This window comes from Vibrio sp. Y10_XG_PY6, assembly GCF_024181795.1.
GTDB lineage: Bacteria > Pseudomonadota > Gammaproteobacteria > Enterobacterales > Vibrionaceae > Vibrio > Vibrio diabolicus.
This window is the reverse complement of sequence record NZ_JAMZAQ010000001.1, coordinates 385,910-410,301: the sequence shown is the minus strand read 5'-3', so window position 1 is coordinate 410,301 and position 24,392 is coordinate 385,910. Positions and strand designations below refer to the sequence as shown.

General features: G+C 44.9%; 23 protein-coding genes. 12 read left to right on the top strand and 11 right to left on the bottom strand.

Translation table 11 applies throughout. From position 1 onward, the window contains the following. Positions 1-245: 245 nt before the first annotated feature. Positions 246-1,589, bottom strand: coding sequence for a DEAD/DEAH box helicase (locus NL644_RS01840; RefSeq protein ID WP_047009779.1), 1,344 nt, complete (start codon positions 1,587-1,589; stop codon positions 246-248). A gap of 552 nt (positions 1,590-2,141) precedes the next feature. On the opposite strand from NL644_RS01840, the gene NL644_RS01835 reads away from it, so the two are divergent. Then, positions 2,142-2,396: an Lpp/OprI family alanine-zipper lipoprotein gene (locus tag NL644_RS01835; protein ID WP_005375145.1), complete on the top strand. Its 255-nt coding sequence runs from the start codon at positions 2,142-2,144 to the stop codon at positions 2,394-2,396. 26 nt (positions 2,397-2,422) lie between these two features. On the opposite strand, the gene NL644_RS01830 is transcribed toward NL644_RS01835, so the two are convergent. From NL644_RS01830 to NL644_RS01815, 4 genes are read right to left on the bottom strand one after another with little or no spacing between them, the layout of a single operon-like run. Then, entirely contained in the window at positions 2,423-3,349 is a 927-nt protein-coding gene (locus NL644_RS01830; RefSeq protein ID WP_005394922.1) for a L,D-transpeptidase family protein, read from the bottom strand. Between the two features lie 6 nt (positions 3,350-3,355). Next, positions 3,356-4,771, bottom strand: coding sequence for a deoxyribodipyrimidine photo-lyase (gene phrB, locus NL644_RS01825; RefSeq protein WP_253657908.1), 1,416 nt, complete (start codon positions 4,769-4,771; stop codon positions 3,356-3,358). Positions 4,772-4,790: 19 nt separating this feature from the next. After that, positions 4,791-5,594, bottom strand: a complete 804-nt coding sequence (locus NL644_RS01820; RefSeq protein WP_047009571.1) for a MerR family transcriptional regulator — start codon at positions 5,592-5,594, stop codon at positions 4,791-4,793. Then, on the bottom strand, positions 5,584-6,534 hold the full coding sequence (locus NL644_RS01815; RefSeq protein WP_046875782.1) for a DUF523 and DUF1722 domain-containing protein: 951 nt from the start codon (positions 6,532-6,534) through the stop codon (positions 5,584-5,586). Before NL644_RS01815 ends, NL644_RS01820 begins: the two co-directional genes overlap by 11 nt. A gap of 397 nt (positions 6,535-6,931) precedes the next feature. Between NL644_RS01815 and deoD the strand changes: the two genes are divergently transcribed. From deoD to NL644_RS01770, 9 genes are all read left to right on the top strand, one after another. Continuing rightward, complete coding sequence (gene deoD, locus NL644_RS01810; RefSeq protein ID WP_005394915.1) at positions 6,932-7,642, top strand: purine-nucleoside phosphorylase; 711 nt, start codon at positions 6,932-6,934, stop codon at positions 7,640-7,642. Between the two features lie 71 nt (positions 7,643-7,713). After that, positions 7,714-9,183 (top strand): hypothetical protein, encoded by a 1,470-nt coding sequence (locus NL644_RS01805; RefSeq protein WP_005394913.1) that lies wholly within the window; start codon positions 7,714-7,716, stop codon positions 9,181-9,183. A 160-nt stretch (positions 9,184-9,343) separates the two neighbouring features. Continuing rightward, a complete protein-coding gene (locus tag NL644_RS01800) occupies positions 9,344-10,828 on the top strand; it encodes a lipopolysaccharide assembly protein LapB (protein WP_253657907.1) in 1,485 nt (494 codons plus the stop codon). Continuing rightward, the gene (locus NL644_RS01795; RefSeq protein WP_006741935.1) at positions 10,812-12,395 is read left to right on the top strand and encodes a diguanylate cyclase; all 1,584 of its coding nucleotides are present in this window, start codon (positions 10,812-10,814) and stop codon (positions 12,393-12,395) included. Before NL644_RS01800 ends, NL644_RS01795 begins: the two co-directional genes overlap by 17 nt. Before the next feature lie 243 nt (positions 12,396-12,638). Next, positions 12,639-13,019 (top strand): DUF3302 domain-containing protein, encoded by a 381-nt coding sequence (locus tag NL644_RS01790; protein WP_253657906.1) that lies wholly within the window; start codon positions 12,639-12,641, stop codon positions 13,017-13,019. Beyond that, complete coding sequence (locus NL644_RS01785; protein ID WP_253657905.1) at positions 13,019-14,149, top strand: HlyD family secretion protein; 1,131 nt, start codon at positions 13,019-13,021, stop codon at positions 14,147-14,149. The genes NL644_RS01790 and NL644_RS01785 overlap by 1 nt, the downstream gene beginning before the upstream one ends. Positions 14,150-14,486: 337 nt before the next feature. Continuing rightward, complete coding sequence (locus NL644_RS01780) at positions 14,487-15,035, top strand: ECF-type riboflavin transporter substrate-binding protein (RefSeq protein WP_005375133.1); 549 nt, start codon at positions 14,487-14,489, stop codon at positions 15,033-15,035. A gap of 6 nt (positions 15,036-15,041) precedes the next feature. Beyond that, positions 15,042-16,781: an ABC transporter ATP-binding protein gene (locus tag NL644_RS01775; protein ID WP_114322795.1), complete on the top strand. Its 1,740-nt coding sequence runs from the start codon at positions 15,042-15,044 to the stop codon at positions 16,779-16,781. Continuing rightward, positions 16,778-17,617, top strand: a complete 840-nt coding sequence (locus NL644_RS01770; protein WP_114322794.1) for an energy-coupling factor transporter transmembrane protein EcfT — start codon at positions 16,778-16,780, stop codon at positions 17,615-17,617. The genes NL644_RS01775 and NL644_RS01770 overlap by 4 nt, the downstream gene beginning before the upstream one ends. Before the next feature lie 124 nt (positions 17,618-17,741). On the opposite strand, the gene NL644_RS01765 is transcribed toward NL644_RS01770, so the two are convergent. The 4 genes from NL644_RS01765 to napG all read right to left on the bottom strand — a co-directional run bounded on the left by NL644_RS01765 (position 17,742) and on the right by napG (position 21,235). Then, positions 17,742-18,053, bottom strand: a complete 312-nt coding sequence (locus tag NL644_RS01765) for a YrhK family protein (RefSeq protein WP_043884592.1) — start codon at positions 18,051-18,053, stop codon at positions 17,742-17,744. A gap of 171 nt (positions 18,054-18,224) precedes the next feature. After that, positions 18,225-19,406, bottom strand: a complete 1,182-nt coding sequence (locus tag NL644_RS01760; RefSeq protein WP_005394895.1) for an MFS transporter — start codon at positions 19,404-19,406, stop codon at positions 18,225-18,227. 204 nt (positions 19,407-19,610) lie between these two features. Further along, a complete protein-coding gene (gene napH, locus NL644_RS01755; protein ID WP_114322793.1) occupies positions 19,611-20,465 on the bottom strand; it encodes a quinol dehydrogenase ferredoxin subunit NapH in 855 nt (284 codons plus the stop codon). Beyond that, entirely contained in the window at positions 20,465-21,235 is a 771-nt protein-coding gene (napG, locus tag NL644_RS01750; protein WP_253657904.1) for a ferredoxin-type protein NapG, read from the bottom strand. The genes napH and napG overlap by 1 nt, the downstream gene beginning before the upstream one ends. A gap of 395 nt (positions 21,236-21,630) precedes the next feature. Here napG and NL644_RS01745 point away from each other — a divergent pair, with 395 nt between their 5' ends. Continuing rightward, on the top strand, positions 21,631-22,131 hold the full coding sequence (locus tag NL644_RS01745; RefSeq protein WP_006741943.1) for a GNAT family N-acetyltransferase: 501 nt from the start codon (positions 21,631-21,633) through the stop codon (positions 22,129-22,131). Between the two features lie 43 nt (positions 22,132-22,174). Here the strand turns inward: NL644_RS01745 and NL644_RS01740 are convergent, their stop codons facing one another. Then, positions 22,175-23,152 carry an ecdysteroid 22-kinase family protein gene (locus NL644_RS01740; RefSeq protein WP_253658294.1) on the bottom strand — a complete coding sequence of 326 codons (978 nt, stop codon included), beginning with the start codon at positions 23,150-23,152 and terminating at the stop codon, positions 22,175-22,177. Further along, positions 23,152-23,427: a GNAT family N-acetyltransferase gene (locus NL644_RS01735; protein ID WP_006741945.1), complete on the bottom strand. Its 276-nt coding sequence runs from the start codon at positions 23,425-23,427 to the stop codon at positions 23,152-23,154. The genes NL644_RS01740 and NL644_RS01735 overlap by 1 nt, the downstream gene beginning before the upstream one ends. 136 nt (positions 23,428-23,563) lie before the next feature. On the opposite strand from NL644_RS01735, the gene NL644_RS01730 reads away from it, so the two are divergent. Then, positions 23,564-24,301, top strand: a complete 738-nt coding sequence (locus NL644_RS01730; protein ID WP_041853113.1) for a flagellar brake protein — start codon at positions 23,564-23,566, stop codon at positions 24,299-24,301. Positions 24,302-24,392 lie beyond the last annotated feature (91 nt).

Here is a 24,392-nt window from a genome sequence, read left to right as displayed (position 1 = left end):
CATAATCATATGAAATTTTTATCTAGTATGTGAGGAAAAACGTTTGCTTGGACCGAGGTGATAAAACTTAATACCTCTCTAAATTAGCGATCTATGCTGTTTATATAAAACCAGATAAATATAAAGGCCTAGCAAACACGTTAGTATAGAAAGACATCATTTCGCCTGGAGATAAGCATAAAAAAACCCGAGTGCGAACACTCGGGTTTTGAAAAACTAAAATCAGTTGAAAACTGGAGCGACTTTTACTCTTCAGAGTTTGGTGCCGCTGGCTTTTTCTTCGGGATGAACACATCATCACCCACTGATACGTTTTTGTAGAAACTCTTGTCACGTTTAACAGGTTTCTTAGCCGACTTCTTCGCTTGAGGGCGTGATTTCTTAGCTGTCGCTTTCTTGTTACGGAAATCTGGCTTAGGTGGCTTCAGGCCTTTAAACTTACCTTTCAGATCTTCGAATACTGAAAACTCAAGATCTTGTTGTAGGTAAGCTTCTACACGTTTAAAGCTATCCCAGTCTTTTGGACCAACAAGAGAAATCGCATCACCCTTGTTGCCAGCACGGCCCGTACGGCCAACACGGTGTACATATTCTTCAGTATGCTTTGGCATATCAAAGTTAATGACGTGTGTCACTGTCGCAATATCCAAGCCACGAGACGCAACATCTGTTGTCACTAGGATCTTGAATACCGCTCGCTCAAACTGGCTCATGATCGTATTGCGTTGAGTCTGGTTCAAGTTACCACTCAGTGCTACGGCCTTCAGTTTCTTCTCGTTTAGCTTCGCTGTTAGGCGTTCTGTATCATCGCGCGTCGCCGTAAAGATGATAACTTGGCGATATTCTGCTTCTGAAAGTACGCGATCTAGAATCGCCTCTTTATGATCAAGATGATCACACAAGTAGAATTTTTGCGTGATATCTTTGTGTTCTTCGTTAGAAACACCGATAGCAATACGTTTCGGAGCATTAAGCATTTCAGCCGCAATGTCATTTACGTCTGCGTGATCCAACGTCGCAGAGAACATTAATGTTTGACGGCGACGATGCTTAGCTGCCTTATGGATACGACGAAGCTCTGGTGCAAAGCCCAAATCCAGCATACGGTCTGCTTCATCAAGGATCAGCGTTTCCAAACCTTCAAGGTAAAGCGAGCGGTGCTCTAAGTGGTCAGCCAGACGTCCTGGTGTCGCCACGATGAATTTCGGGTAACGGCGCAGTGCTTTCACTTGATCATTAAAGTTCTCACCACCCAAAATCAATGCAGCTTCATAAGATAGGCCAGCAAGCATAGAGCGAAGCTCACCATACACTTGTTTCGCTAGCTCACGAGTGGGAGCAAGAATAACTGCGCGAGGGTCTTTGGCAGAAAACGATTTTGTCTTTAAAGACTTGTGAAGCATTGGTAATACAAACGCCAAAGTCTTGCCCGAACCCGTTTTCGAAGATGCCAATAAATCCTTGCCTGCAATCGCAACAGGAATAGCCTGCTTTTGAATGTCAGTTGGTTTTTTAAAATCGTAGTGTTTTAGGTTCTTCAACAATCGGTTGTCTAGGCCTAGATCTTTAAATTGCAAAGTATTCTCCAATAAATCAGTCAGCGTCTGAGCGCTCTGTAATGTCGTTTCCGCTCTAACGCAGCAAAAAAATAAAGCTCGGTATAATACCGCAAATCATAGGAGTATAGATAGAGATCACACAAACTAATTCCCACGGATGAAAACAAAACATCATTTGCGGCTCAATTAAGAACAAACCCTCGCTTTATTGGTCAGCTGCTTGGCTTAAGATTTAGAGAAAAGCGAGCTCAAGGTGTGCCTCTCGTTCTCCAATAAAACTGCGTAAATGGCAGTTATTTGCGCCGAGAAACTTTCATTTGTGTCAATATCGTCTAAATTATTGATATCAGGAACGTGGCAAAAACACCTGCTATGAGAACTGTTGTGGGAATAAGGGAGATGATAATTCACTCACCTTTGTTAAGCTCAGGTAAAAGTTGACGTCAGGTACTCCATGAAATTCTTGGGTTTTTTTGACTTTTGCTACATCATGTACTGATAAAATGTATCCACATTTAACCTCGCTGCTGTATAAAATAATAGTTGGTAGCGAGACTTTCACTATAAGCAAGGAGTTCTTATATGAACAAAACGTTGATCGCAGCTGCAGCAACTTCAGTACTTCTACTAGCAGGTTGTGCTTCTTCTGATGACGCAGCAACAGCAAATGCAGCAAAACTAGACGAACTAAGCAACCAAGTTAGCCAACTAAGCCAAGACGTACAAGCTCTTCAATCTGACGTTCAAAAATCAGGTGCAGCAGCAATGGCTGCTCAAGAAGAAGCTGAGCGAGCTAACGAGCGTATCGATAACATCGCTCAGTCTTACACTAAGTAAGATTTGATACCGCGTCTTAACGCCTGTTAAGGCGCGGTTATTTCGACAGGAACCCCATTTTGTGCGGCAATCGCTGCTTTAGCCTTCACATTTTTCAGTCCGAACTCATCCAGCCACCACTTTAACTCTTTTGGTACCTGTAGGTGATCTTTCTCACCATTGCTGCGAGTCAATGGCTCATGTGCCTCTAAAAATACACTTCTGTCCGGCTCTAGTGATACTTTCACTGGTTGGTTAATGATATTCACTTCTTCACCGTTACGAACTTTTTCAAACAACCATTCAATGTCGCTCGGGTCCATACGAATACAACCCGCGCTGACTCGCATACCGATGCCAAAGTCTTTGTTGGTACCGTGAATAAGGTATTCACCATTTCCGTAGGCTAAACGCAATGCAAACATGCCCAGCGGGTTGTCTGGACCGGCAGGTACAACGGTTGGCAAGTCAATGCCCTTCGCTTTGTACTCGGCACGAATCGAGGCTGGCGGCGTCCACGTAGGGTTTGGACGCTTTTGGCTAATACGCGTTGTCATCACCGGGGTGTCTCGCCCAATTCGCCCGATTCCCACGGGGAATACATGCACAATATCTTCCCCTTTCGGGAAATAGTATAAGCGCAATTCCGCTAAATTGATGACAATGCCTTTGTGGGGTACATCTGGGAGGATCAGTTGTGTTGGAATAGTAAGAACGTGTCCCTCTTCTGGCAAGAAGGGATCCACGCCTTTATTTGCCGCCATTAAACCTAGCATCCCGACATCGTAGTGCTTAGCAATATTTGCCATAGTTTCACCTTCTTGCACGACGTGGTTTTCAAGGCGACCAATTAAACGACTGCCATCCTCTGGTAGCTCGTACATTTTAGCGAATGACAAACCACTCGCTAAAGATAACGATACAGATAACAGCGTACGTTTTGCGAAACTCATTGATCGCTTTTTGCTAAGCATTTCACTTTATTCCTTGGCACTTTTAAAGAGCCGTAAGGTTATCTCTCTTTCTGTCTTGTGATCAACCATCGGCTTGTGATATTCCAGTAAAGAAAATCCCTCCCAAGTCCAAGGTTTATGGATGTATTTGTTTGGCACACTTTTGAGTTCAGGCACCCAGTGGCGCACGAATTGACCATCAGAGTCAAACTTCTCACCTTGGCTTATCGGGTTGAAAATACGGAAGTACGGCTGCCCATCACAACCCGTCGATGCAGACCACTGCCAACCACCATTGTTTGCTGCGAAATCGCCGTCCACCAGCTTACTCATGAAGTACGCTTCGCCCCAACGCCAGTCAATGTGTAAATCCTTGGTGAGAAAGCTCGCGACAACCATACGAAGCCTGTTATGCATCCAGCCTGTTTGGTTGAGCTGACGCATTGCTGCATCGACGATCGGGTACCCTGTCGCTCCAGCCTTCCATCGCTCAAAAGCCTGCTCATCATAAGACCACTGAATTTTATCCTCCCAGTCGATAAAGCCTTTGCCTTTAACGAGCTTTGGTTCGAAAACCAACAGATGCTGATAAAACTCACGCCAAATGATCTCACTCAACCAAGTTGCTTTTCCTTCTGTTAGGTCATTTTGTTGGTTTTCAGCATACAAGCGAGCAATACATTGCCTTGGTGACAACGCACCAATCGCAAGATAGGGAGACAGTTGACTGGTGCCATCAATAGCCGGAAAATCTCGATCTTCCTTGTAAGCATCACTGCGCTCACGAGCAAATTCCCTAAGCTGCTTTAAAACATCATTGGTCGAAGCAAACCAATCCTCGCTGGACTCTCGAGGATAGCTAAACGTGAAGTCTGAACTAAATCGAATCGGCTCTAATTGTTCCAATATTTTGCTGCTTAGCGGCGCTTGTTCTTGAGGCTTTGTTACCGCTGGCATTTGAAACTGCGTCAACCAAGCACGTTTGAATGGTGTAAATACCTTAAAATACTCACCTTGCTTATTGAGAACCGTCGTTGGTGGGTGCACACATTTGTCGTGGAACAGTTTAAAGTCGATATCATGGGAAGCTAGCGCCTCACTCACTTGTGCATCGAGCTCTCGTTCATTCACTTCATATTGAATATTCGCCATAACAGACGTTGCTTCAAGTGTTTTCGCCCATCCACTAATCACTTCGGTACAATCAGAAAACGACGGCACCTCTTTATATAAAAAAGGCACATTCAGGCTTTCCAACTCGTCGTTGAGATACTCTAAACGACGAGCAATGAGATCCGCCTGCATCGGTGCCATGTGGTGTTCTCGCCACTGCTCTGGCGTCGCGATAAAACAAGCGACAACAGGCTGACCTGAATCTAACGCCGCCTTAAGTGCGGTGTGGTCTAACGTTCGTAAATCACGTCGAAACCATACTAAGATCATGGTGTCTCCTTAGTTTCGTCTACTCTGTTAGGTGCAGTTTCTCAATCACTTCAGAACATCCAATACGTTCTCCAAAACGTGTTTGAAGCATTTTGATGGACTCCACTTGCTTAGCTGCCAGCGCTTTATTGGAAAACAGGTAAATGAGCGAGTAGCTATCAACAACTTCGTGCTCCAGTAAACCAGAGACATCATCAACTTTGTCGATCAACGTTGTGTGATACCCTTGCTCACACAACTTCGCCGCTTGAATCCAGCTCTCTGCTTCCCTATGTTGTTCAAAGCTGATAAGCAAGCACTTCCCTTTGGAAGCGGCTTTGTTTTCAGAGTCGATAACAAGGGCAAGACGAGTGATCAAACAAGTTTGAAATAACCCCATCTGCAACGATCTCAGCGATCCTTTGACCATCTCCAGCGCGTCAAATACAGGGTCAATAAACTGTTCAATAACCAAGTTCAATGGATACTCTTTGAGAACAGAAGCAAGTAAGCTCTCCGCTTTTCCTCGATTCAGTTTCGAAAGTGCTGATAACATGGTTTCTACTTCTTCGAGAGTACGAACTTCATTGTTGACTTCTACGTCTGCACTTTTTCCCAAAAGTCCCTTTACTTTACCGATTGCAATCCCCTTCGCGAGCCAACTCTGGACTTCACGAATCGTATCGAGATCTTGCTGTCGATAAAGTCTGTGCCCTTTTTCTGTTCGCTGAGGCTGGATCAAATTGTATCTTCTCTGCCAAGCTCTCAGCGTAACTGGCTTCACACCCGTGATTTCTGCGACGTCTCGGATCGCGTATAGTTTTTCTTCTGAACTACAAACCATAGCGTAATCTCATCTCCTGCGGATACGGTTCTAAAAACTTCTGTTTTGCTAAATACTCATCTGGGTAAGTGTTTAAGTAGTGTTTAATCAATGTCAACGGTGCTAATAATGGCAATGTACCAGTGCGGTAGTCATGAATTACTGTTGCTAATTCTTCTTTTTCGTCTTTAGTTAAAGCGCGCTTAAAATACCCTTGTAAATGCATTAGTACGTTAGTGTTGTTTTTTCGGCTAGCACGATTCGCAAGTGCCTTCATAAGACCTAAGCGATACTCTTGATAGAATTCTTCGATTTCATAGCTAGCGACATCGGCAACTAAACGACCAAGAGAGCGGTATGACTCAGGGTGATGCGCCATCAAGGTCAACTTATAGCGCGAATGAAAATCGATAATTTTGCCTCGAGTTGGCTCTCCGTCCATCGAGTCATAAAAGTCGTTCAAGCAAAATACTCGGGTAATAAAGTTTTCTTTTAATACAGGATCGTTGAGTCGGCCATCCTCTTCGACGGGCAACCAAGGCATTTTTTTCATCAGCGTTTGTGTGTACAAGCCGACGCCTTCTTTCGCTGCGTTATTTTTGCTATAAACCTTGACGCGCTCCATACCGCAAGTTGGAGACTTGGCACAGACGATGTAACCACAAAGTTGCTCGCTTTGTAGCTCCTCCACTTTGTTAGCAGAGTAAGCAAGCATATTATCGGTATGGTCATTTTCTGGATTTTTAGTTTCTACCAGCGCCACACGCTCTTCTTCGGAAATCAAACGAATTGTTGGTCGCGGCACTGGCATTCCGACGCCCACTTCGGGACATACCGAAACAAAGTCAAAATACGGGCTGAGCTCTTTAGTCACAAAGTTACTTACTTTATGACCAGAGTCAAAACGAACCCGTTCACCCAAAACACAAGAACTGATACCTACTTTGATTGAAGATTCCATGATGACGCATCCCTATACAAAATGTTTTGTTGTATAACTTATAGCAAGGCTTTTTAGATTGTACAAGAAAATAAACTGTACAATTTAATCGTTTTACTTTTCTCAAGAGCATTTCGATCAGCGCTTTCTCAAAAGTTTTTTATGTTCTCAATGTCCATTTTGTGCGCGCAATCGACAAATCGCTCAAAAGCGAATCGATTGCTCTTTTGCTTTCAACAGATTTAGTTATCAATGATGTTCATGGTTTCTAAAAGCGTGGTTTTTGTGACTAAGCTCTCAAGGGGCCACTGTACGTCCCGATATTATTGCTTCAACGAAAACGAACAAGTTCAACAGAATTGGTAATAGCGTTCTATACTAGAGGCGTTTTATCAAAACAAAACTTTGGAGAGCACTTATGGCAACCCCACACATCAATGCACAACCAGGTGATTTCGCTGAAACGGTTCTAATGCCAGGCGACCCTTTACGTGCTAAATACATCGCAGAAACGTTTCTTGAAGATGTGAAGCAAGTTTGTGACGTTCGTAACATGTTCGGCTTTACTGGCACTTACAAAGGCAAAAAAGTGTCTGTTATGGGTCACGGCATGGGTATCCCTTCTTGCTGTATCTACGTACACGAGCTAATCGCAGAATACGGTGTGAAAAACGTAATCCGTGTAGGTAGCTGTGGTGCGGTACGTGACGACGTTAACCTAATGGACGTTGTTATCGGTATGGGTGCTTCTACAGACTCTAAAGTAAACCGTATCCGTTTCAACAACCACGACTTCGCTGCAATCGCTGACTACGGCCTTCTAGAAGAAGCGGTAAACCAAGCGCGTGCTCAACAAGTACCAGTTAAAGTTGGTAACGTATTCTCTGCAGACCTGTTCTACACACCAGAAGCTGACATCTTCGAGAAGATGGAAAAACTAGGCATCCTAGGTGTAGACATGGAAGCGGCTGGTATCTACGGTGTTGCTGCAGACCTAGGTGCGAAGGCGTTAACTATCCTAACGGTTTCTGACCACATCATCCGTGGCGAAAAACTAAGCTCAGAAGAGCGTCAAAAGTCGTTCAACGACATGATGAAAGTTGCGCTAGAAACCGCAATCAACATCTAAGAACAAGTAGTAAGTAATAATTTGCAGCCAGAGTTATTGCTGGCTGCCCGAATTATCCCGAGGGGGCGATTGTGTCTAACGGCGAACTGCCAAAAGACGCAGATGGGTTACAACTCAACTTTTGTAAAACATTGGCGTGTGACAACTTTGGATTGAGTGATGCAAAGCGTTACGTTCTGCAACATGCTAACCCTAAACGTCCGGCGATGGTATGCCGTGAATGTGGAGCTTTCCCCCCCTTACTTAACAATCGCGATGTCGTGAACGAACTTCATCGCCTGCGACACGTCCACAGTGACGGGTTGCCTGCGTGCCGCAATGATGATTGCGAGAACTTTGGACTATCCGTCCACACACATAAACACCTCTACCACGCTTTCGGTTACAGTGGTGATCGTCAACGTTACCGTTGTAAAGCGTGTCAAAGTACCTTTGTTGATAAATGGTCAGGCGCGAACAAAAAGCTACAATTCCAAGAGAATTTAATGGGCTTATTGTTTACTGGTTACTCTGTACGCGAGATCTGCCGAAAACTCAGTATCAACCCGAAAACCTTTTACGACCATGTTGATCATATTGCGAGTCGCTGTCGCCGTAAATTAGCCACTATTGATGCTCGTTGGGTAAACCACGCAACGCACTATGAATTGGCCTCAAACTATGTTGCATTGCAGCCAAACAGCAATAATGGTGTCTACTGGATTGTTTCCGGTGAAGCCCACTCAGGCTATATTCTTTGTCAACATGTGAACTATTCTGCTGATGAAGAGCCAATCGCCACGCTAGACCATAACCCGTACGACGAGGTCTCTCGTTTTGTTTCCCAAGAGTACACAGCGGAAGCAAGTGAACCGCCAGCGGAACCTTCGAACCTCCTGCGTGAGCGTATTGACCAAAAATACCAAACCATTTTGGCTCGCGGTAACGTGGAAGATCCTCTTGGTAATCTTTCCGTATTCCATTACCCATCTAAAGGGGCATTAGTTCGTCCGCCTTACACATCATACGCTCATTACCTGCATGTACTTGATATGTGTTGCCCCAACAAACGTGTATCTCTATATATGCCTCAAGACCCCCTACTACGTTCGGCAGCACTGAGCGTTTGTTTGTCTCGAATTAAAGAGAAAAATGTCGACTTGATGTACGTAGAAGAAGACGCAAATTGGGACATGAGCACACCTTTTGGCAAGGTCGATATCGCCTATATGAGCTGGTGGCGAGATCGCTGGGCGATCTCCACTCAAGACGAAAGCCACAAAGGCATTTGCTACCTTGCAGGTGATAGAAATGAGCCCGAGAAATGGTTTAACGTTGCAACAACTCGCCATGTGCAGTTCTATCAAAATCGCTTCCAGATCCTTTTCGAAAGCTTCATTAACGAGCCACGTCGCAAATTACGACCTGCTGGAATTTTACCTCTTTTAGATATATTCAGAGCTTGGCATAATTTGTGCTATCAGGATAAGCAGGGTCTTACCGCCGCACAAAGGCTAGAAGTCACTGATGCTCCTTTGACCATCAAACAGCTCCTATCGTAACTATTGGCATTTAGATGTAGTAATTAGGGGCTGTGACAGTATACATTACGGCACCTAATCGTTTACCAAAGCGTTATCCGCATCGTTTTGGTAATAAAACATGCATCTAACCACTTAATATTAGGTGTGAATTCCAGTTCGATAGTCATGGATGTGAACGTTGGATAAAAACCAAATTCAGCTAGAAGATGAGCTCAAAAAGCTTAAAGGCCAAATAAAAACGGCCCCTGAACACACCTTCTGTATTGCGCAGCAATACCGTATCCGCGCGGAGCAAATTTTATTTGTGGATGGTGAAATCAGAGCATTGCTGATAATGGCGCAGTGCTGTTGGTGCCTAATGGATTACCGACAAGGCTTAAAGCTAGTCAAAGACGCCTACAGCAAGCAAACCCAACTTGAAACCGACGACCACCTGCCCGAAATTCTTCATTTGTTTGCTCTTCAATATTGGGGACAAGCAAAGTATTACTCAGCCCAACAATATTGGATTAATGCACTCGAACAATCTGCCCTCGTTGATGATATTGAAATTCAAATCGAATCTCTAATTGGGCTTGGCAACGTATGGCGTATCACAAATGAGCATCAACTTGCCGCTTCCACTCATGAGTTGGCCGTTAAAGTGGCAAACAACGTCCGTATTGCTTGGTTGGAAGGCAAAGCTCGTATCCTGTTGGCTTGGGACTATTACTTACTGAATAAATTTGTCGAAATGCTCACTGTGCTGGATGGTGCAACCGAAGTACTAAAAGATCATGATGACAGCACATGGCAAGCAGAGATCTGGGACTTTAAAGGCTTAGCGCTACTTGGGCTAGAACGCCTTGATGCCGCAGAAGAAGCCACACAAAAGGCCCATAAACTCGCTATTGAACATGATCTCATTTGGATGAAGGCACACTCGTTTATTAGCCGCGCAAGGCTCGAACTCTTACGCAAAAATACGGATAGTGCAGCAAAGTTACTACTCGCAGCAGAAGAGTCCGCGCTTAGTTTTGACAACGGCGAGCTACTAAGTCAGATCTGCTTTCAGCAATCTCGAGTCGCTGAAGAGCAAGGTGATTTTGAATCAGCGTTTAACGCGTTTAAAAAATACCGTAAACATGCACTTAAAATGCTCAAAGAACAGACTCATCGAGTCAGTATGGATAAAGCACGCGGCTCCAAACGCCAGCTAGAGCAACGAGCGCGTAAGCTGATTAATCGTATCCGTTCCCAACATGAATATGACCCTGAAAAACAGTTTTCTAATGTTGTGTCCGAGACCTACTGGTGGGAACAGTTAGTTCTGTTTAAAACAGAGCTCAAACGCTCCAACCACGCGATCATTATGATTCAGCATGCAAACCCCGAATTTCTCGATGTTTGTACTGAGCTAGTTCATGCATTGACGACCTCAAGTGATCTCATCTCACGAATTTCCAGTGACAGACTAGCTATGTTAATTGCAGAGAAAGGTCAAGCAGCAGAAGATGTCTATCGTACGGTTCAGGCAATGTTAGACATCTATCCATGGAAACGTCGCGGGCTGAAAGGTCCCAAACCGATACTGTATTTGCAAGATATCCTGACCTTCCCATTCACTTTAGAGCAACTCGAAGAAAGCTATATTGAGGTAATGAAGCATGGAACAACTGCTTAGCAAGGTTACTGACGCAGGCATCGATCCTTCTTCCGTCTCTGGTGAAGAAGCGATTACGCTGTGGGAGCACATCGGGTTACATATTGCATCCACGAACCGAGAAAAAGCACATTGCTATATCATTAGTGCCGAGTATCGACGAGAAATTAAACAGCTCAACGACAGCATCGAAGAACTACGACAAGCCCTTGAATTGCTCGTTTTACCCGACGATGTAGAAGATATTCTGTCTGTAAAAGCAAGCTTGAGTGATCGTTTAGTAGAAGTAGGTGACTACAACGCGGCATTAACCGAGTATGTTGCTGCAACGAATATCGCCGTCGAATATGGCTATATTGATGAGTACGTACTGGCTATTATTGGAATGGGCAATTTGTGCGATGCCTATGGGGATCACCATCGCGCCTTGCGTTATTACCAAAAAATCGATGCGATCGACCACGCCATTAGCAGTCGCTCCCTACGTCTGCGCTACAAACTTTACATGCTTGCCTGTTACATCAGTTTGAACCGTACCGCAGACGCACAAGAATTATTGAGTGAATGTGAAGAGCTAAGTATCCTCGTCAGTGATAAAAACCTTGCTGCGCAAATTCATCTCTACCGAGCCAAACTGCATCGTTTGCAAGAGGATTATCCTAACGCATTGCTTGCTATCTCGAATGTTCAGTATACGACTGGCAGTGCTACCACGTACTGGTTGTCCACAATGGTCAAAATCGAGACCGCATATTGTCTAAACGGTGTCGGACACATCTCTTTAGCCAACTTAGTGTTGGACTCTATCGGTAAACGAATTCAGAAGCACTCTTCTCCTCTTGTCGCTCAGCATTTTTACAACGCAATGAGTCAAGTTTACGCTTCTCAAGGGTTATTTCAGAAAGCATTAAACTGTGAAAAAAAAGCGTTTCGCATTGAATCTGACCTTGTCAAACACATTCCAATTGGTGAATTGGGTTCTACTCAATTACGTCGACTTTCTCGTTTTGAGCTACAGCTCAAACTCATTTTGTCAGAACTTGAAAACAAAGAACTCAAGGAAACCACCAAACAACATAAGAATACGGTCGCTCAACTACAGCAAGATGTCTTTACTGACCCGCTAACCTCTTTGCACAACCGACGTTGGTTAGAAGTCAAACTCAAAGACCTGCTTTTGCACGATACTGAATTTGCGTTGATGGTCATCGATATTGACCACTTTAAGTCCATCAATGACGAGCTCAGTCACCTTGTTGGAGACAAAGCGATTAAACGTGTGTCTCAAGAATTAGCAGGATACTTCAAATTTAAAGGCGCTTCTTGCGTTCGCTTTGGCGGTGAAGAGTTTCTTGTCATTCTAGAGAATAGCAATCTAGAGCGGGCAGAAATGCATGCCGAGAATTACCGCGAACGCATTTATCAATATGGTTGGGACGATATTCTTGGCGAGCGGGGGTTGACCGTATCGATCGGGATTACCTTACATCGAGAAGGAGAGAATACCCAACGTACCTTCTATCGCGCCGACAAAGCCTTGTACCGCGCCAAAGCCAATGGCCGAAACCAAGTCTGTACCGAACTTTAAACCATGCCCCAATCTTCACTTGGGGCATAACCGTGGCTTTTATTCTCCATTCCTTCCTTTATTACTACTTAGTTTGAATATAGTCGCCTTCACTTCTTATTGTCCCCGAATAGCAATCGATACGGATATCGCATAAACATAATTCAAGTACAAAATAACTTGATTGAACGATAGTTAAGACAAATACTTAAACTGTTCATTTACGTAAGATTTTCCATTAGGTAACAAGCACAGGCAGGTAAGATGTTTCTAGACTATTTTGCACTTGGGTTACTCATCTTCGTTGCTTTAGTGATCTTCTACGGGATTATCGTTATTCATGATATTCCGTATGAAATTGCTAAAGAACGCGAACACCCTCATCAAGACGCAATTCATTACGCAGGCTGGATTAGCCTTTTCACTTTACATGCACTGTGGCCATTTTTATGGATATGGGCAACATTGTGGCGCAAGGAGCGAGGCTGGGGCTTCAAACAACTTGAGCAAGAAACGCACGACATTCATCACCGCCTTGAAGAGCTCATCGACGAAGTCAACGAACTCAAAAACGAAGTATCGATGTTGAAACAACAAAAGATTCAGCAAAGGCCTTTGACTGAACAAAGTAAAGAGGACGAATAATGGATTTATTGCTGATTCTGACTTACACAGCCCTTTGCATCGCCATTTTTAAAGTCTTTAATATTCCTTTGAACAAATGGACCGTACCTACAGCCGTACTTGGCGGCGTAGTGTTGGTGGGCACACTCGTCCTTCTTATGAACTACAACCACCCATTTACTCAACTAGGTAACCAAGTGTTCCCAACTACGCCTATCGTCTCTGGTGTACGTGGCCGCGTTGTGGAAGTGCCCGTTCAAGCGAACCAACCGCTCAAAACCGGCGATATTCTTTTCAAAATCGACCCTGTGCCTTTTGAAGCGGAAGTCGCACGCCTTGAAGCGAAAGTGAAAGAAGCAAGCCAAGGTGCGTTGGGTTTAGAGTCTGACTTGAGAGAAGCAGAAGCGGCGGTTTTGAAAGCGCAAGCCGATAGAGATAAAGCACAAAGAGAATTTAGCCGATATCAAAGGGGCTTTGATCGCGGCGCGTTTACGGAACAAGATTTAGATACTCGACGCCAAGCGTACAAAGCGGCAGAAGCCATGCTAGACGTTGCGATTTTGCAACAAGAACAAGCACAAATCGCATTAGAGTCGGAAATCGGCGGTGAGAATACCCAAGTCGCGCAACTACTCGCTGAGCTACGTAAAGCAGAGTTCAACCTTAAGCAAACCGTCGTTCGTGCGCCAACCGATGGTTACGTTACGCAATTGGCTTTGCGTCCTGGTGTGATGGCTGTGCCATTACCGCTTGCTCCTGCAATGACCTTCGTACATACCGAAGACATTACGTACACCGCTGCGTTCAGACAAAACTCGCTACAACGTTTGAAGCCGGGCTTTGAAGCTGAATTTATGTTCCGCGCAATTCCGGGCAAAGTGTTCCGTGGCGAAGTCATTGACGTGATTCCGGCCATTGGTGAAAGTCAAATTCAAGCCAGAGGTGCTCTACTAGGTACCGATGCCTTGCGCACTAGCGGACGTGTATTTGCGAAGCTAAAAATCACGGACGATTTGAGCGAATACCACCTGCCAATGGGTACTGCGGTTGAAGTCGCAGTTTACTCAGACAGCTTTACTCACGTATCAGTAATGCGCAAAGTGCTTATTCGTATGAAGAGCTGGCAGAACTATTTGTACCTAGACCATTAATGAACTGCTAGCTCATTCATTTATCGATGAAAATAGCATCAAAAAGTGTAATCGGGGGCTGACAATCAGCCTCCGATTTCATTCTAGCCATCCAGACAGATAGCATTCCCACTTTTATCAATATTCTGTATAATGCGCGCCTTATTTTTAATGCTTGCTAAAAAACAAAGCCAGTCAAAGGGATACGTGAATCAAATCACACATTTCCTGAAGAAAAATAGAGCGAACAATAAGCAGCTTGGTTGTTTTGGATATATGTTACACAATCAAATAACCAATGCTTTCCAACAATATAAATGAACGTTCTTTAAAATCGACAATTGAACTGAGGTTATCTATGAATCTTTCTGCTAAAACCGTTGTGGTTATTGCAATTGGTGCTGCTCTTTACGGCATCGGTGGCTTACCTATGTTTGGCATCCCTGTGTTTGCGAACACAACGCTAAAACCAGCAATGGCAGTATTAGCATTGTTCTCAGTACTATTTGGCCCACTTGTTGGCTTTTTGGTTGGTTTTATTGGCCACTGGGTCACTGACCTATTCGCAGGTTGGGGCGTATGGCTCACTTGGGTACTTGGTTCAGGTATTGTTGGTTTGATTATCGGTCTATTCCCTTCTCTAACGCGCTACCGTTTAGAGAAAGGCGATTTCAATATGAAAGACTTCGCGTTATTCGTAGTACTTGCGCTATTAGGCAACGTATTTGGTTACGGTTGCTCTGCATTCCTCGACACGATTTTATACGCAGAACCGTTCACTAAAGTGTTTACCCAGCTTTCTATTATCGCGATCGGTAACACCATTCTTATTGCTATTGTTGGCTTCTTCATTCTTAAGTCTGTCGCTAAACGTAACAAGCAAAGCCGTAACTTAACAGAGGCTTAATGTCGAATGACAATCGAATTTTCTAACTTCTCTTTTAGATATGAGTCGCTGGACAAACCGACGCTAAAAAATATCAATCTAAGGATAGAGAAAGGAGAGAAAATCGTCATTATCGGTCCAAGTGGTAGTGGTAAATCTACCCTTGGGCAATGTCTTAACGGACTGATCCCACACGCAATCAAAGGGGAAACCAGTGGAACACTGACCATCAATGGTCAAGACACAGCCCCTTTCGACATGCACCAATACACTGAGCAAGTTGGCACCGTACTGCAAGATACGGACAGCCAATTTGTCGGTTTGAGCATTGGCGAAGACATCGCATTTGCGCTGGAAAACCAGCTAACTTCTAACATCGACATGTACCCATTGGTCAAAGCCACGGCCAAAATGGTCGACTTGGAACAGATGTTAGATCGCTCTCCCCACGATTTATCTGGCGGGCAGAAACAGCGTGTTTCTTTGGCGGGCATTCTCGTCGATGACGTCGATATCCTTTTGTTTGATGAACCACTAGCTGCGCTTGACCCTAAAACGGGGAAAAAAACCATCGAGATCATCGATGATCTACACCGCGAAACGGGCAAAACCATCGTAATCATTGAGCATCGTCTTGAGGACGTTCTGCATCGCTCCGTTGACCGTATTATCTTGATGGAAAGCGGCGAAATCATTGCCGATACAACGCCAGATGAAATTTTAGCGTCACCTCTGCTAGAAGATTACGGCATCCGCGAACCGCTTTATATTTCGGCTCTGAAAGAAGCAGGCTGCGCGATTGAGGGCGATGCAAAACCTTCTAGCTTAACCACCTTACCGTTAGAGCAATATAAACCAGCAGTACAAGCATGGTTTGATGGTTCAACAGCACAACGACCTAAAACGCCAGCCGAGACTTTGCTTGAAGTCTGTGGCCTCACCTATTCTTACGACGGTGAGAAAAACGCGCTAGAAGACGTGAGTTTTGACATCAAGCGTGGCGAGTTTGTCTCTGTACTTGGCAAAAATGGCTCGGGTAAATCGACCATCACCAAACTGATTATGGGCGTTATTGAAGCGGATAGCGGCTCAATGAGCATGAATGGTCAAGATCTAAACGAACTGACCATCTTCGAGCGCAGCCAGAAAGTGGGCGTGGTGATGCAAAACCCGAATCACATGATTTCCCATCACATGATTTTCGACGAAGTGGCCTTCGGCCTCCGTAATCGTGGCGTTGAAGAGAAACAAATCGAAGCTAAAGTACTTGAAGTCCTTGAGCTGTGCGGTTTGAGCAAATACCGTCACTGGCCAATCGAAGCATTGAGCTACGGCCAGAAAAAGCGCGTAACCATTGCGTCAATTTTGGTCTTGGAACCAGAGCTTCTGATCCTTGATGAACCGACGGCAGGTCAGGACTACCGGAACTACACGTCTATGCTGAGTTTCATCGAAAAGCTCAATCGCGAGTTGGGCGTAACCGTGATGATCATCTCTCATGACATGCATTTAGTGCTGGAATACACTACGCGCTCTATCGTGATTGCAGACAGTAAATTAGTCGCGGATGCACCAATGACGCAGGTATTCAGCAGTCCAGAGCTACTAGACCAAGCGAACCTCACCACAACAAGTCTGTTTGAGTTGGCTACGAAAGTTGGCATCGAAGACACCAACGGCTTTATGCAGCATTTTATCAATGTAGAAAAAGCGCACCGCCAACAAAAAAGCGGCGAAGTAAACCAACCAGAGAAAGCAGTGGCATGAAAGACAATAAGATGAAGTTTGGTATCAACTACATCGATACCCAATCGCCACTTCATAAGTTGAATGGCATTACTAAGTTCTTGCTTTTCATTGCTTGGGTAACGGTGGTGTTGACCACATTTGACTTGCGAATCATCGCGCTGTTGATCGTGCTCGGTTTAGGCTTATTGAAAATGACCAAAGTGCCATTTCATGTCTACAAACCGCTTTTACTGGGTACAGGTACGGTATTGCTGATCAATGCCCTGTTTATGTTCGCGTTAGCGCCGCAACAAGGTACTGAGTTCATGGGCTCATCAACGGTTTTACTCTCGTTACCCGGTAATTACTCGCTCACTCAAGAGACGTTGTTTTACTTAGTAACAGTGACGTTGAAATACTTCAGCATGTTCCCAATCGCGTTGGTGTTTGTATTTACCACTCACCCGACGGAGTTTTCAGCCAGCTTGAACCGCTTAGGTGTGCCTTACAAAATCGCCTATGCCGTGAGCTTAACGCTGCGCTACTTGCCGGAAGTGAAAAAGGACTTTGTTAACATCATGCACGCGCAACAAGCACGCGGAGTAGAACTGAGTAAGAAGGCTCCGTTATTCACTCGCATGAAAAACGTGGCGAAGATTCTTGGCCCTCTGATTTTCTCTAGTTTGGACAGAGCAGACCAAATCTCAAACGCGATGACGCTACGTGGTTTTGGCCGTCACTCATCTCGCACTTGGTACAGCCTAAACCCCCTGACCAAAGCCGATATGATCTGCATGGCGGGGATTGCGGTGATAGTGATTGCTGCGATCAGCAAGCGTGTTATGGACACACAACTGTTCTGGTATCCGTTTTAAATTCTGAAGCTTCAAACTGAACATAACGTGGTTAGTGTTGTGACCACGTTATCTTTCCCTATTTCTCCTCGATAACCCGCTCATTGGACTCTTGCTTGCAGGTGCTCAAAATAGGCGTGTAATCTCAGCGGCTCGTTGATGTGCCAGAAAGTTGCTTATTTAAACGACCAACATGAACTAAACTCATCAGTTTTATCAGGGGCTTAATGATCAACTGCGCACTACCGACGATGAACAGCCAAGTCCCGCTTTCAATCAACGAATCATTCAAAAAGAAAAAGCTACCAATTAAAAACCAAATAGCTATGAGCAGATCGTTGGCAGCACCTAACGCCTCATAGCGACGTTGAATAACGACGTGACGGTTTCCTAGATCTAAATCCAACTCCCTGCCATGTACCTGCACTGTAAAACCCTCCTTAGTGTTTCGACTCATGTTGTACCCGAGTAATTTCAACATACTTAGGTATAAAACCCTAACGGACTCAATAGATATGTACAACCATAGAGGAAACAACATGAAGATAAAGAAAGGGGTGCCTAAGCACCCAATTCAATGAAGCTATTAACAGTAATTAACTTCTATTACTAGATAGTAAGTACCAACTTAGCTCCACTTTAATAAGCGGGTCTCATTGCCCTCTTCTGGCTTCGCTGGAATATTGAGTGACAGCAGTAAGCTCACAGCCGCCATACCTGCACCGATGTAAAATACGCTAGCAGGAGAAACCAGCCAAATCACACCAAACGTAACGGGTATCACAACCGCCGCAATATGGTTAATAGTAAACGCAACCCCAGCGGTCGACGCCATATCGGCAGGATCAGCAATTTTTTGGAAGTAGGTTTTGATAGCAAGCGCTAGCGCGAAGAACAAATGGTCGACAACATACAATGCAGCAGCCCACTCCGCGGTTTGCACCAAACCATAACCGACGAATACGAAGATCAAACCGACGTACTCAAACATCAGCGCTTTACGCTCACCAACAACGCCGATGAAGCGGCCGATTCGCTTCGCAAACAAGAAGTTAAAGACATAGTTGATCAAAAACAGCAAGGTAATGTCTGCGGCAGAGTAGCCAAACTTCTCTACCATCAAGAACCCAGCAAAAACAGTGAAAATCTGACGGCGAGCACCACTCATAAACGTGAGCGCGTAGTACAACCAGTAACGTTTACGCAGAATGAGTTTCTTGTTTTGAGGCACTTTTGTTTTAAATTGAGGGAAAGCAAATGCCATCACCAAAATAAGCACAAAACCTAAACCACCTGCCATTAGATAGACCGTTTTAAAATCAAGTTTGAGCTGTTCGAGCGAAACCCAAATGGCGCCGTAGGTAAACAGAGAAGCCAAAGCCCCAACAGAAATAAATTTACCCAGCATTTCCGGGGCTTCTTCTTTCGATAGCCATTGTAAAGACAAAGACTGCTTTAGTGTTTCAAAGTAGTGGAAACCGGTGGACATTAACAAGGTGGTAAAAAGTAGACCGTATAAAGTGGGAAAATAACCAGTTAATGCCGTACCAAGCGTAAGCATCGCCAAAGAGACGAGCATAAAGCGTTGTTCACGGATAAAAAGTAAAACGAATACCGCGGTGAAAGCGAGAAAGCCAGGTACTTCTCTAACACTTTGAAGTAAACCGATATCAGCGCCATCAAAGTTCGCTTTCTCGATAACGAAGTTGTTCAACAACGCCATCCAGGTAGAAAAAGCAATGGGCACGATAATGGAAATTAACAGGAGGAAATTTTGCGGCGTTCTCCAGCCTTGCGATGAGGTAGTCATGATGTTTCCTTTAAATATGAAGGCATCATCATAGCTTCAAATGTAACAAATTCGCAATATCATTATTATTTTCAACCCTGGCCAAGCAGATACGGTGTAGAGATATTGTTATGAAAATAAACATCGCACTCAATTCCTTGGTTAAGCGCGATGTTGAAATATCGAGAGAAATAGGTAAAAACGCCAGTGATGAGGCTCAGTAACTTAATCGATATTCTTTACTGTTAGACGATTCTTAAATTCAAACACATGTTCTGGACACACATCCAAACAGCGGCCACAGCTAATGCAGTTTTGCTCCATAACTCGACGATCTCCCTCTTTCAATGGCTGTCGAAGCACCTCTGGTTCTGGGCAAACGTAAAAGCAATCCATGCATTTCGTGCAATCCTCGCGGCGAACAGCGGTAACGCGCAACAGGCTTTTTCGGCCTATCACGCCATAGGTAGCTCCCAGTGGACATAAGTGCCCACACCACCCATGCTCAACCAAGAGTAAGTCCAGCACGAACACCTGTGCGATCAGCACCCAACCTGCGCCCATACCAAACACCAATCCGCGATGCAGTGCCGCCACTGGATCTAACCAAGTCCAAAGAATTGCGCCAGACAGCGCGCTGCCCAACATCAAAACAGGGATCAGCCAATAGCGAATAGCAGGAGACCAACGATAGCTCGCTTTAATGTTGAGCTTTCTGCGCAGCCAAGCCGCCAAATCTGTCACGACATTTAACGGGCACACCCACGCACAAAATGCGCGCGGTGCTAAAATCGCGTAGAACACCACGACAATCACTACGCCTAACAGCGCATTAAACTCCGGAACATGCCCTGTCGCCAAAGCTTGAAGCAAAATTAACGGGTCACTTAACGGCACTGCATCGAGCAACATACTCGATGAGAGGTTACCAGTTAGAGCCCCTAATGTCGGCCCAGCCATAAACAGCGCAATGATGGTGAGCTGGCATAGTCTGCGTAAAATCAAAAACCGATGCGCGCGCCACCAGCCAAGCTTTTCAACCGCTTCTTTGCCAGCATTTTGAGCTAAGTTCTTTGCCATTACTTACCTCCTTTTAGCGATTCAAGCGCACCTTCCGGCACAGGCGTCTCACTAGGGAGGATATTTTCGAGTGGTTTGTCGATCTCTTTCCAACCAAAATTGTAGTGACTGCCCACTTTGCCTTTCGCCAAATCCGTCGGGACAACTTTAATAGCAGCGACATCCAACACGCACGCTTGTTCGCACTTACCGCACCCAGTACACACTTCGGAATTCACTGTTGGGATAAGTTTGGCGTGATAACCGGTTCGGTCGTTGTGAACCATCTCTAACGTGATGGCTTCATCAATCAGCGGACAAACGCGATAACAAACGTCGCATCGTAATCCTTGCCAGTTAAGGCAAGTTTCATGGTCAATAAGAACCGCTGTACCCATTCGAGCATCATCAATATCGGTTAGTTTCGGATCCAGCGCCCCACTCGGACAAGCGACAACACAAGGAATGTCTTTGCACATTTCGCAGGGAATATCGCGTGCAGTAAAGTAAGGTGAGCCAGTCGCGACGGGTGAAAGTAATGTCGCAAGTTTCAATGTTTCGTAAGGGCATGCTTGAACACACAAGCCACATCGAATACAGGCTGATTCGAAGTCGCCTTCTGGCAAAGCACCGGGTGGGCGAATAGGCACACCTTTCGTTTCTCGAGCTTGGCTTTGCAGCGATTGTAAGCCCAACACACACGCCGCTGCGCCAACGCCTGCCGCAGTTCGGACAGTATCACGCAAAAATCGACGCCGACTTTGCGATGTTTTAGACTGAGAGGATTTCATGCTATTTCCTCAACGAAACTCCTTTATCAAGTTAAGCATAAATAGCGCTAAACGTACCTCTTCCCCATACCTCATAAGAGGTAACTCCACCCTCAATTGATTCAAGTCAACTGATGTACAGTGCCGTCGTCACAGTTTGAATAATTCCATTTATTTCCTCCAACATGAAATTCACCACGATACTCTGCCGTGCACGCCATTTTCAGTACAATAATTCAACACCTTTGCAATCTATTCGCTAAATTCAAAGATAAATGACTACTAAAATTTAGAAAAACATCGCTATAACAACCTAATTTAAAAGGTGTTTATCTCTCAAACCTCAAAAAATACTATCCAAAATAAGGAACTGTGGTTAGATTGAAAATTAATACTAAAAAGCGAAGGAGAGAAGCATGGAAATTATCGTACGTCCAACAACCGTTGAAGACGCAGCGGCACTCGTAGAAATCTATTCACAACCAAAAGCACAACGTGAAACCCTGCAACTCCCAAAACCTTCGCTCGCAATGTGGGTAGAACGATTGTCAAATATGCCCGCAGGCGTTTATAGCTACGTCGCTGAAATCGATGGTAAAGTAGTGGGTAACATTGGCTTTCACCACTCGCAGCGTCCGAGAACAATGCACACAGCATCATTTGGCATCGGAGTGCATGACAGCTTCCATGGGCTGGGTATTGGTAGCAAGTTGATTGAAACAGTCACTGAACTGGCGGATAACTGGCTAAACGTGAGAAGAATTCAAATAGAAGTCAACGCCGATAATGACGCCGCCATTGGGCTGTACAAAAAACATGGATTTCAAATTGAGGGCGAAGCGATTGATGGCTCCTTCCGAGATGGCGAGTTCATCAATACCTATTACATGGCACGTATCAGGCCAAGTAAAAAGTAAATCAAAGCCTCCTAATTGGAGGCTTTTCTTTTTAAACTCCTACTCACTTTCGTAAGTGAGCCAGCGCTCTGCGAGTCAATGCTTCTGTGTAAGGATTGATCTTCCAGTGATCGGGGCTCCAACCTTTCACAAATCGTTGAAAGTCAGCCCACGCAACCGCAAACAAAGGACGCCATTCGCGCTCGACTTCATTGGGGTCGAGATTCGGCTGATAAACCATTAACGCCTGTTGCAACTGAGCAAAATACGTGTCCAAAACCCAAACTTCCATCTCTGCACAACGTTCTGGCTTGACGGCGCTGCTCATGAACAGTGCTACGTCTTTCATCGCACAACCATGTCCAACGTATTGAAAGTCGACCGCAGCAACGCTTGATTCTTCTCGATCAAAACAGAAGTTAGCCAATTTGGCATCACCGTGTACAAGCGTCTTGAACTTGGCTTGCGAAAGCGTTTGATCAATCAATTGAGCGGCATTTTTTAGCTCGGTGTCTTGCAGCGCCTCAAGCTCATCAGGTCTGGTTGCCAAGTGCCAATACGTGCCGATATGCCACAGCTTATCCGAGCGAACACCGATGTAACGCGCATGAAAGTTCGCCACCCAAGCAAGGCAGGCTCGTAGATGCTCTAGCTTTGCATCGGTGATGACTTTTGGAAAGCCCGCCTCGGCGAGGTCTTCCATCACAATTAGCCATTCATTCTCCGATTGGAATGTTTTTAGACCTTGTGGTACTCGGCAGCGAGTGCTCACCTCTCTGGAAAAATGCGTATACCAATTCACTTCCACCTGATAAGAGTGCAGCTTTCTTTGGTGAGATCGGTCAGTATTCCAACCTCTTGGATGCTCTGAAGGCTTAGGGAGTTTTACATGCTTAATGATCACCGAACAAGTTGAATAAGTAACTCGGACTAACTCACCATAGCCTCCCCATAGCGATTGTATGACTTCTACCGATTGATAATTCCCGAGCTTTAGCTCCTGGCCAATGCTTTGGTAACGTTGGTGGTTGTCGTTCATCATCATGCAAGCAGATGTGACCACGCTTGGTTTTTCTCCATATAATGAATGACATATGGACAGACTGGTTTGATTTGATAACCGAGTGCCTCAATTTCTGGCAATACCGCTTCCATCATCACTTTTCCGTACCCTTTACCTCGTAATGCTTCAGGAACTACGGTTGATGTGATGTGCATGACATTATTCTCAAGCTGATAAACCACCTTGGCTTTATAACCTTGTTCTAAATCAACCCAAAATGTGTTGTTTTCAACTTCATGAGTTACTTTATGCATATCTTGCTCTCTAATTTTTGTTACGGATTGATTGAATCAAACTATATCACTGAATAGAATCAACACCATGCGGAAGTGCTCTGTCACTTCACGCCATTACCTTCTCAAATCAGGTACGACAATAATAATGAGAAATATGAGCCCTATTGCCAGAGACGGCAAACTACCTCTGCAAAGCAAGAAGGCACCCGAACGTCAGGCAAGTACACTAAATAGCACCGATGCAATGGCAATGGTCGAACATGGCAGTGAAGTAAGTTTAAACGTCACGACACCTGTTGGTACCAAGTTTATTACAACCAGCACATTTGTCGGCTGTCACTCAAATAATACCGCATTGATAGAGGTTCCGAACATCTCCGATGAGGACTTGAAATTCTATTTTCAAGAAGGCTTTTGGATCAATGTAAAAGCGTACTCTCATCGAGGGGAAGGTGCTGTCATTCCATTTCGGGCGCAATTGCAGCACCGACTCGGCGACCCATATCCAATTTTAGTGCTAAGTCTACCTAACACCATGCAGGTCTTTCAGCTTCGTAAAGAAGTACGTTACGAAGTGAATTTGAGGGCGCGCGTTTGTTTAGAAGCCTATCGAACTGAATGCGAGATAAGAGATTTATCTCGTAGTGGCTGCCGCTTTGTGACATCACCAATGAGCCGACCACTTCAGGTTGGTGATCGCGTTTCATTGGACCTAACCATGCCCGGTGAAAGCCACATGCTCGCGCCATTGCGAGGTCGTATTTGTAACTTACAAAAATCGACACACCATGCTCGCTATGGAATGGAGTTTGATGAGGTTGGTAAAACCAACGCTAAAAGTCTCCTGAGTCACCTAAAATTTGATGGGACTAAACTCACACTAAAAAGGTAGCTTTGATAATGAGCACCAAGTAGCGGCCAGTTTTGATACCCGGAAAACAAGAAACCCCTTACTGTAAAGTAAGGGGTTTTGTTTACTAAGA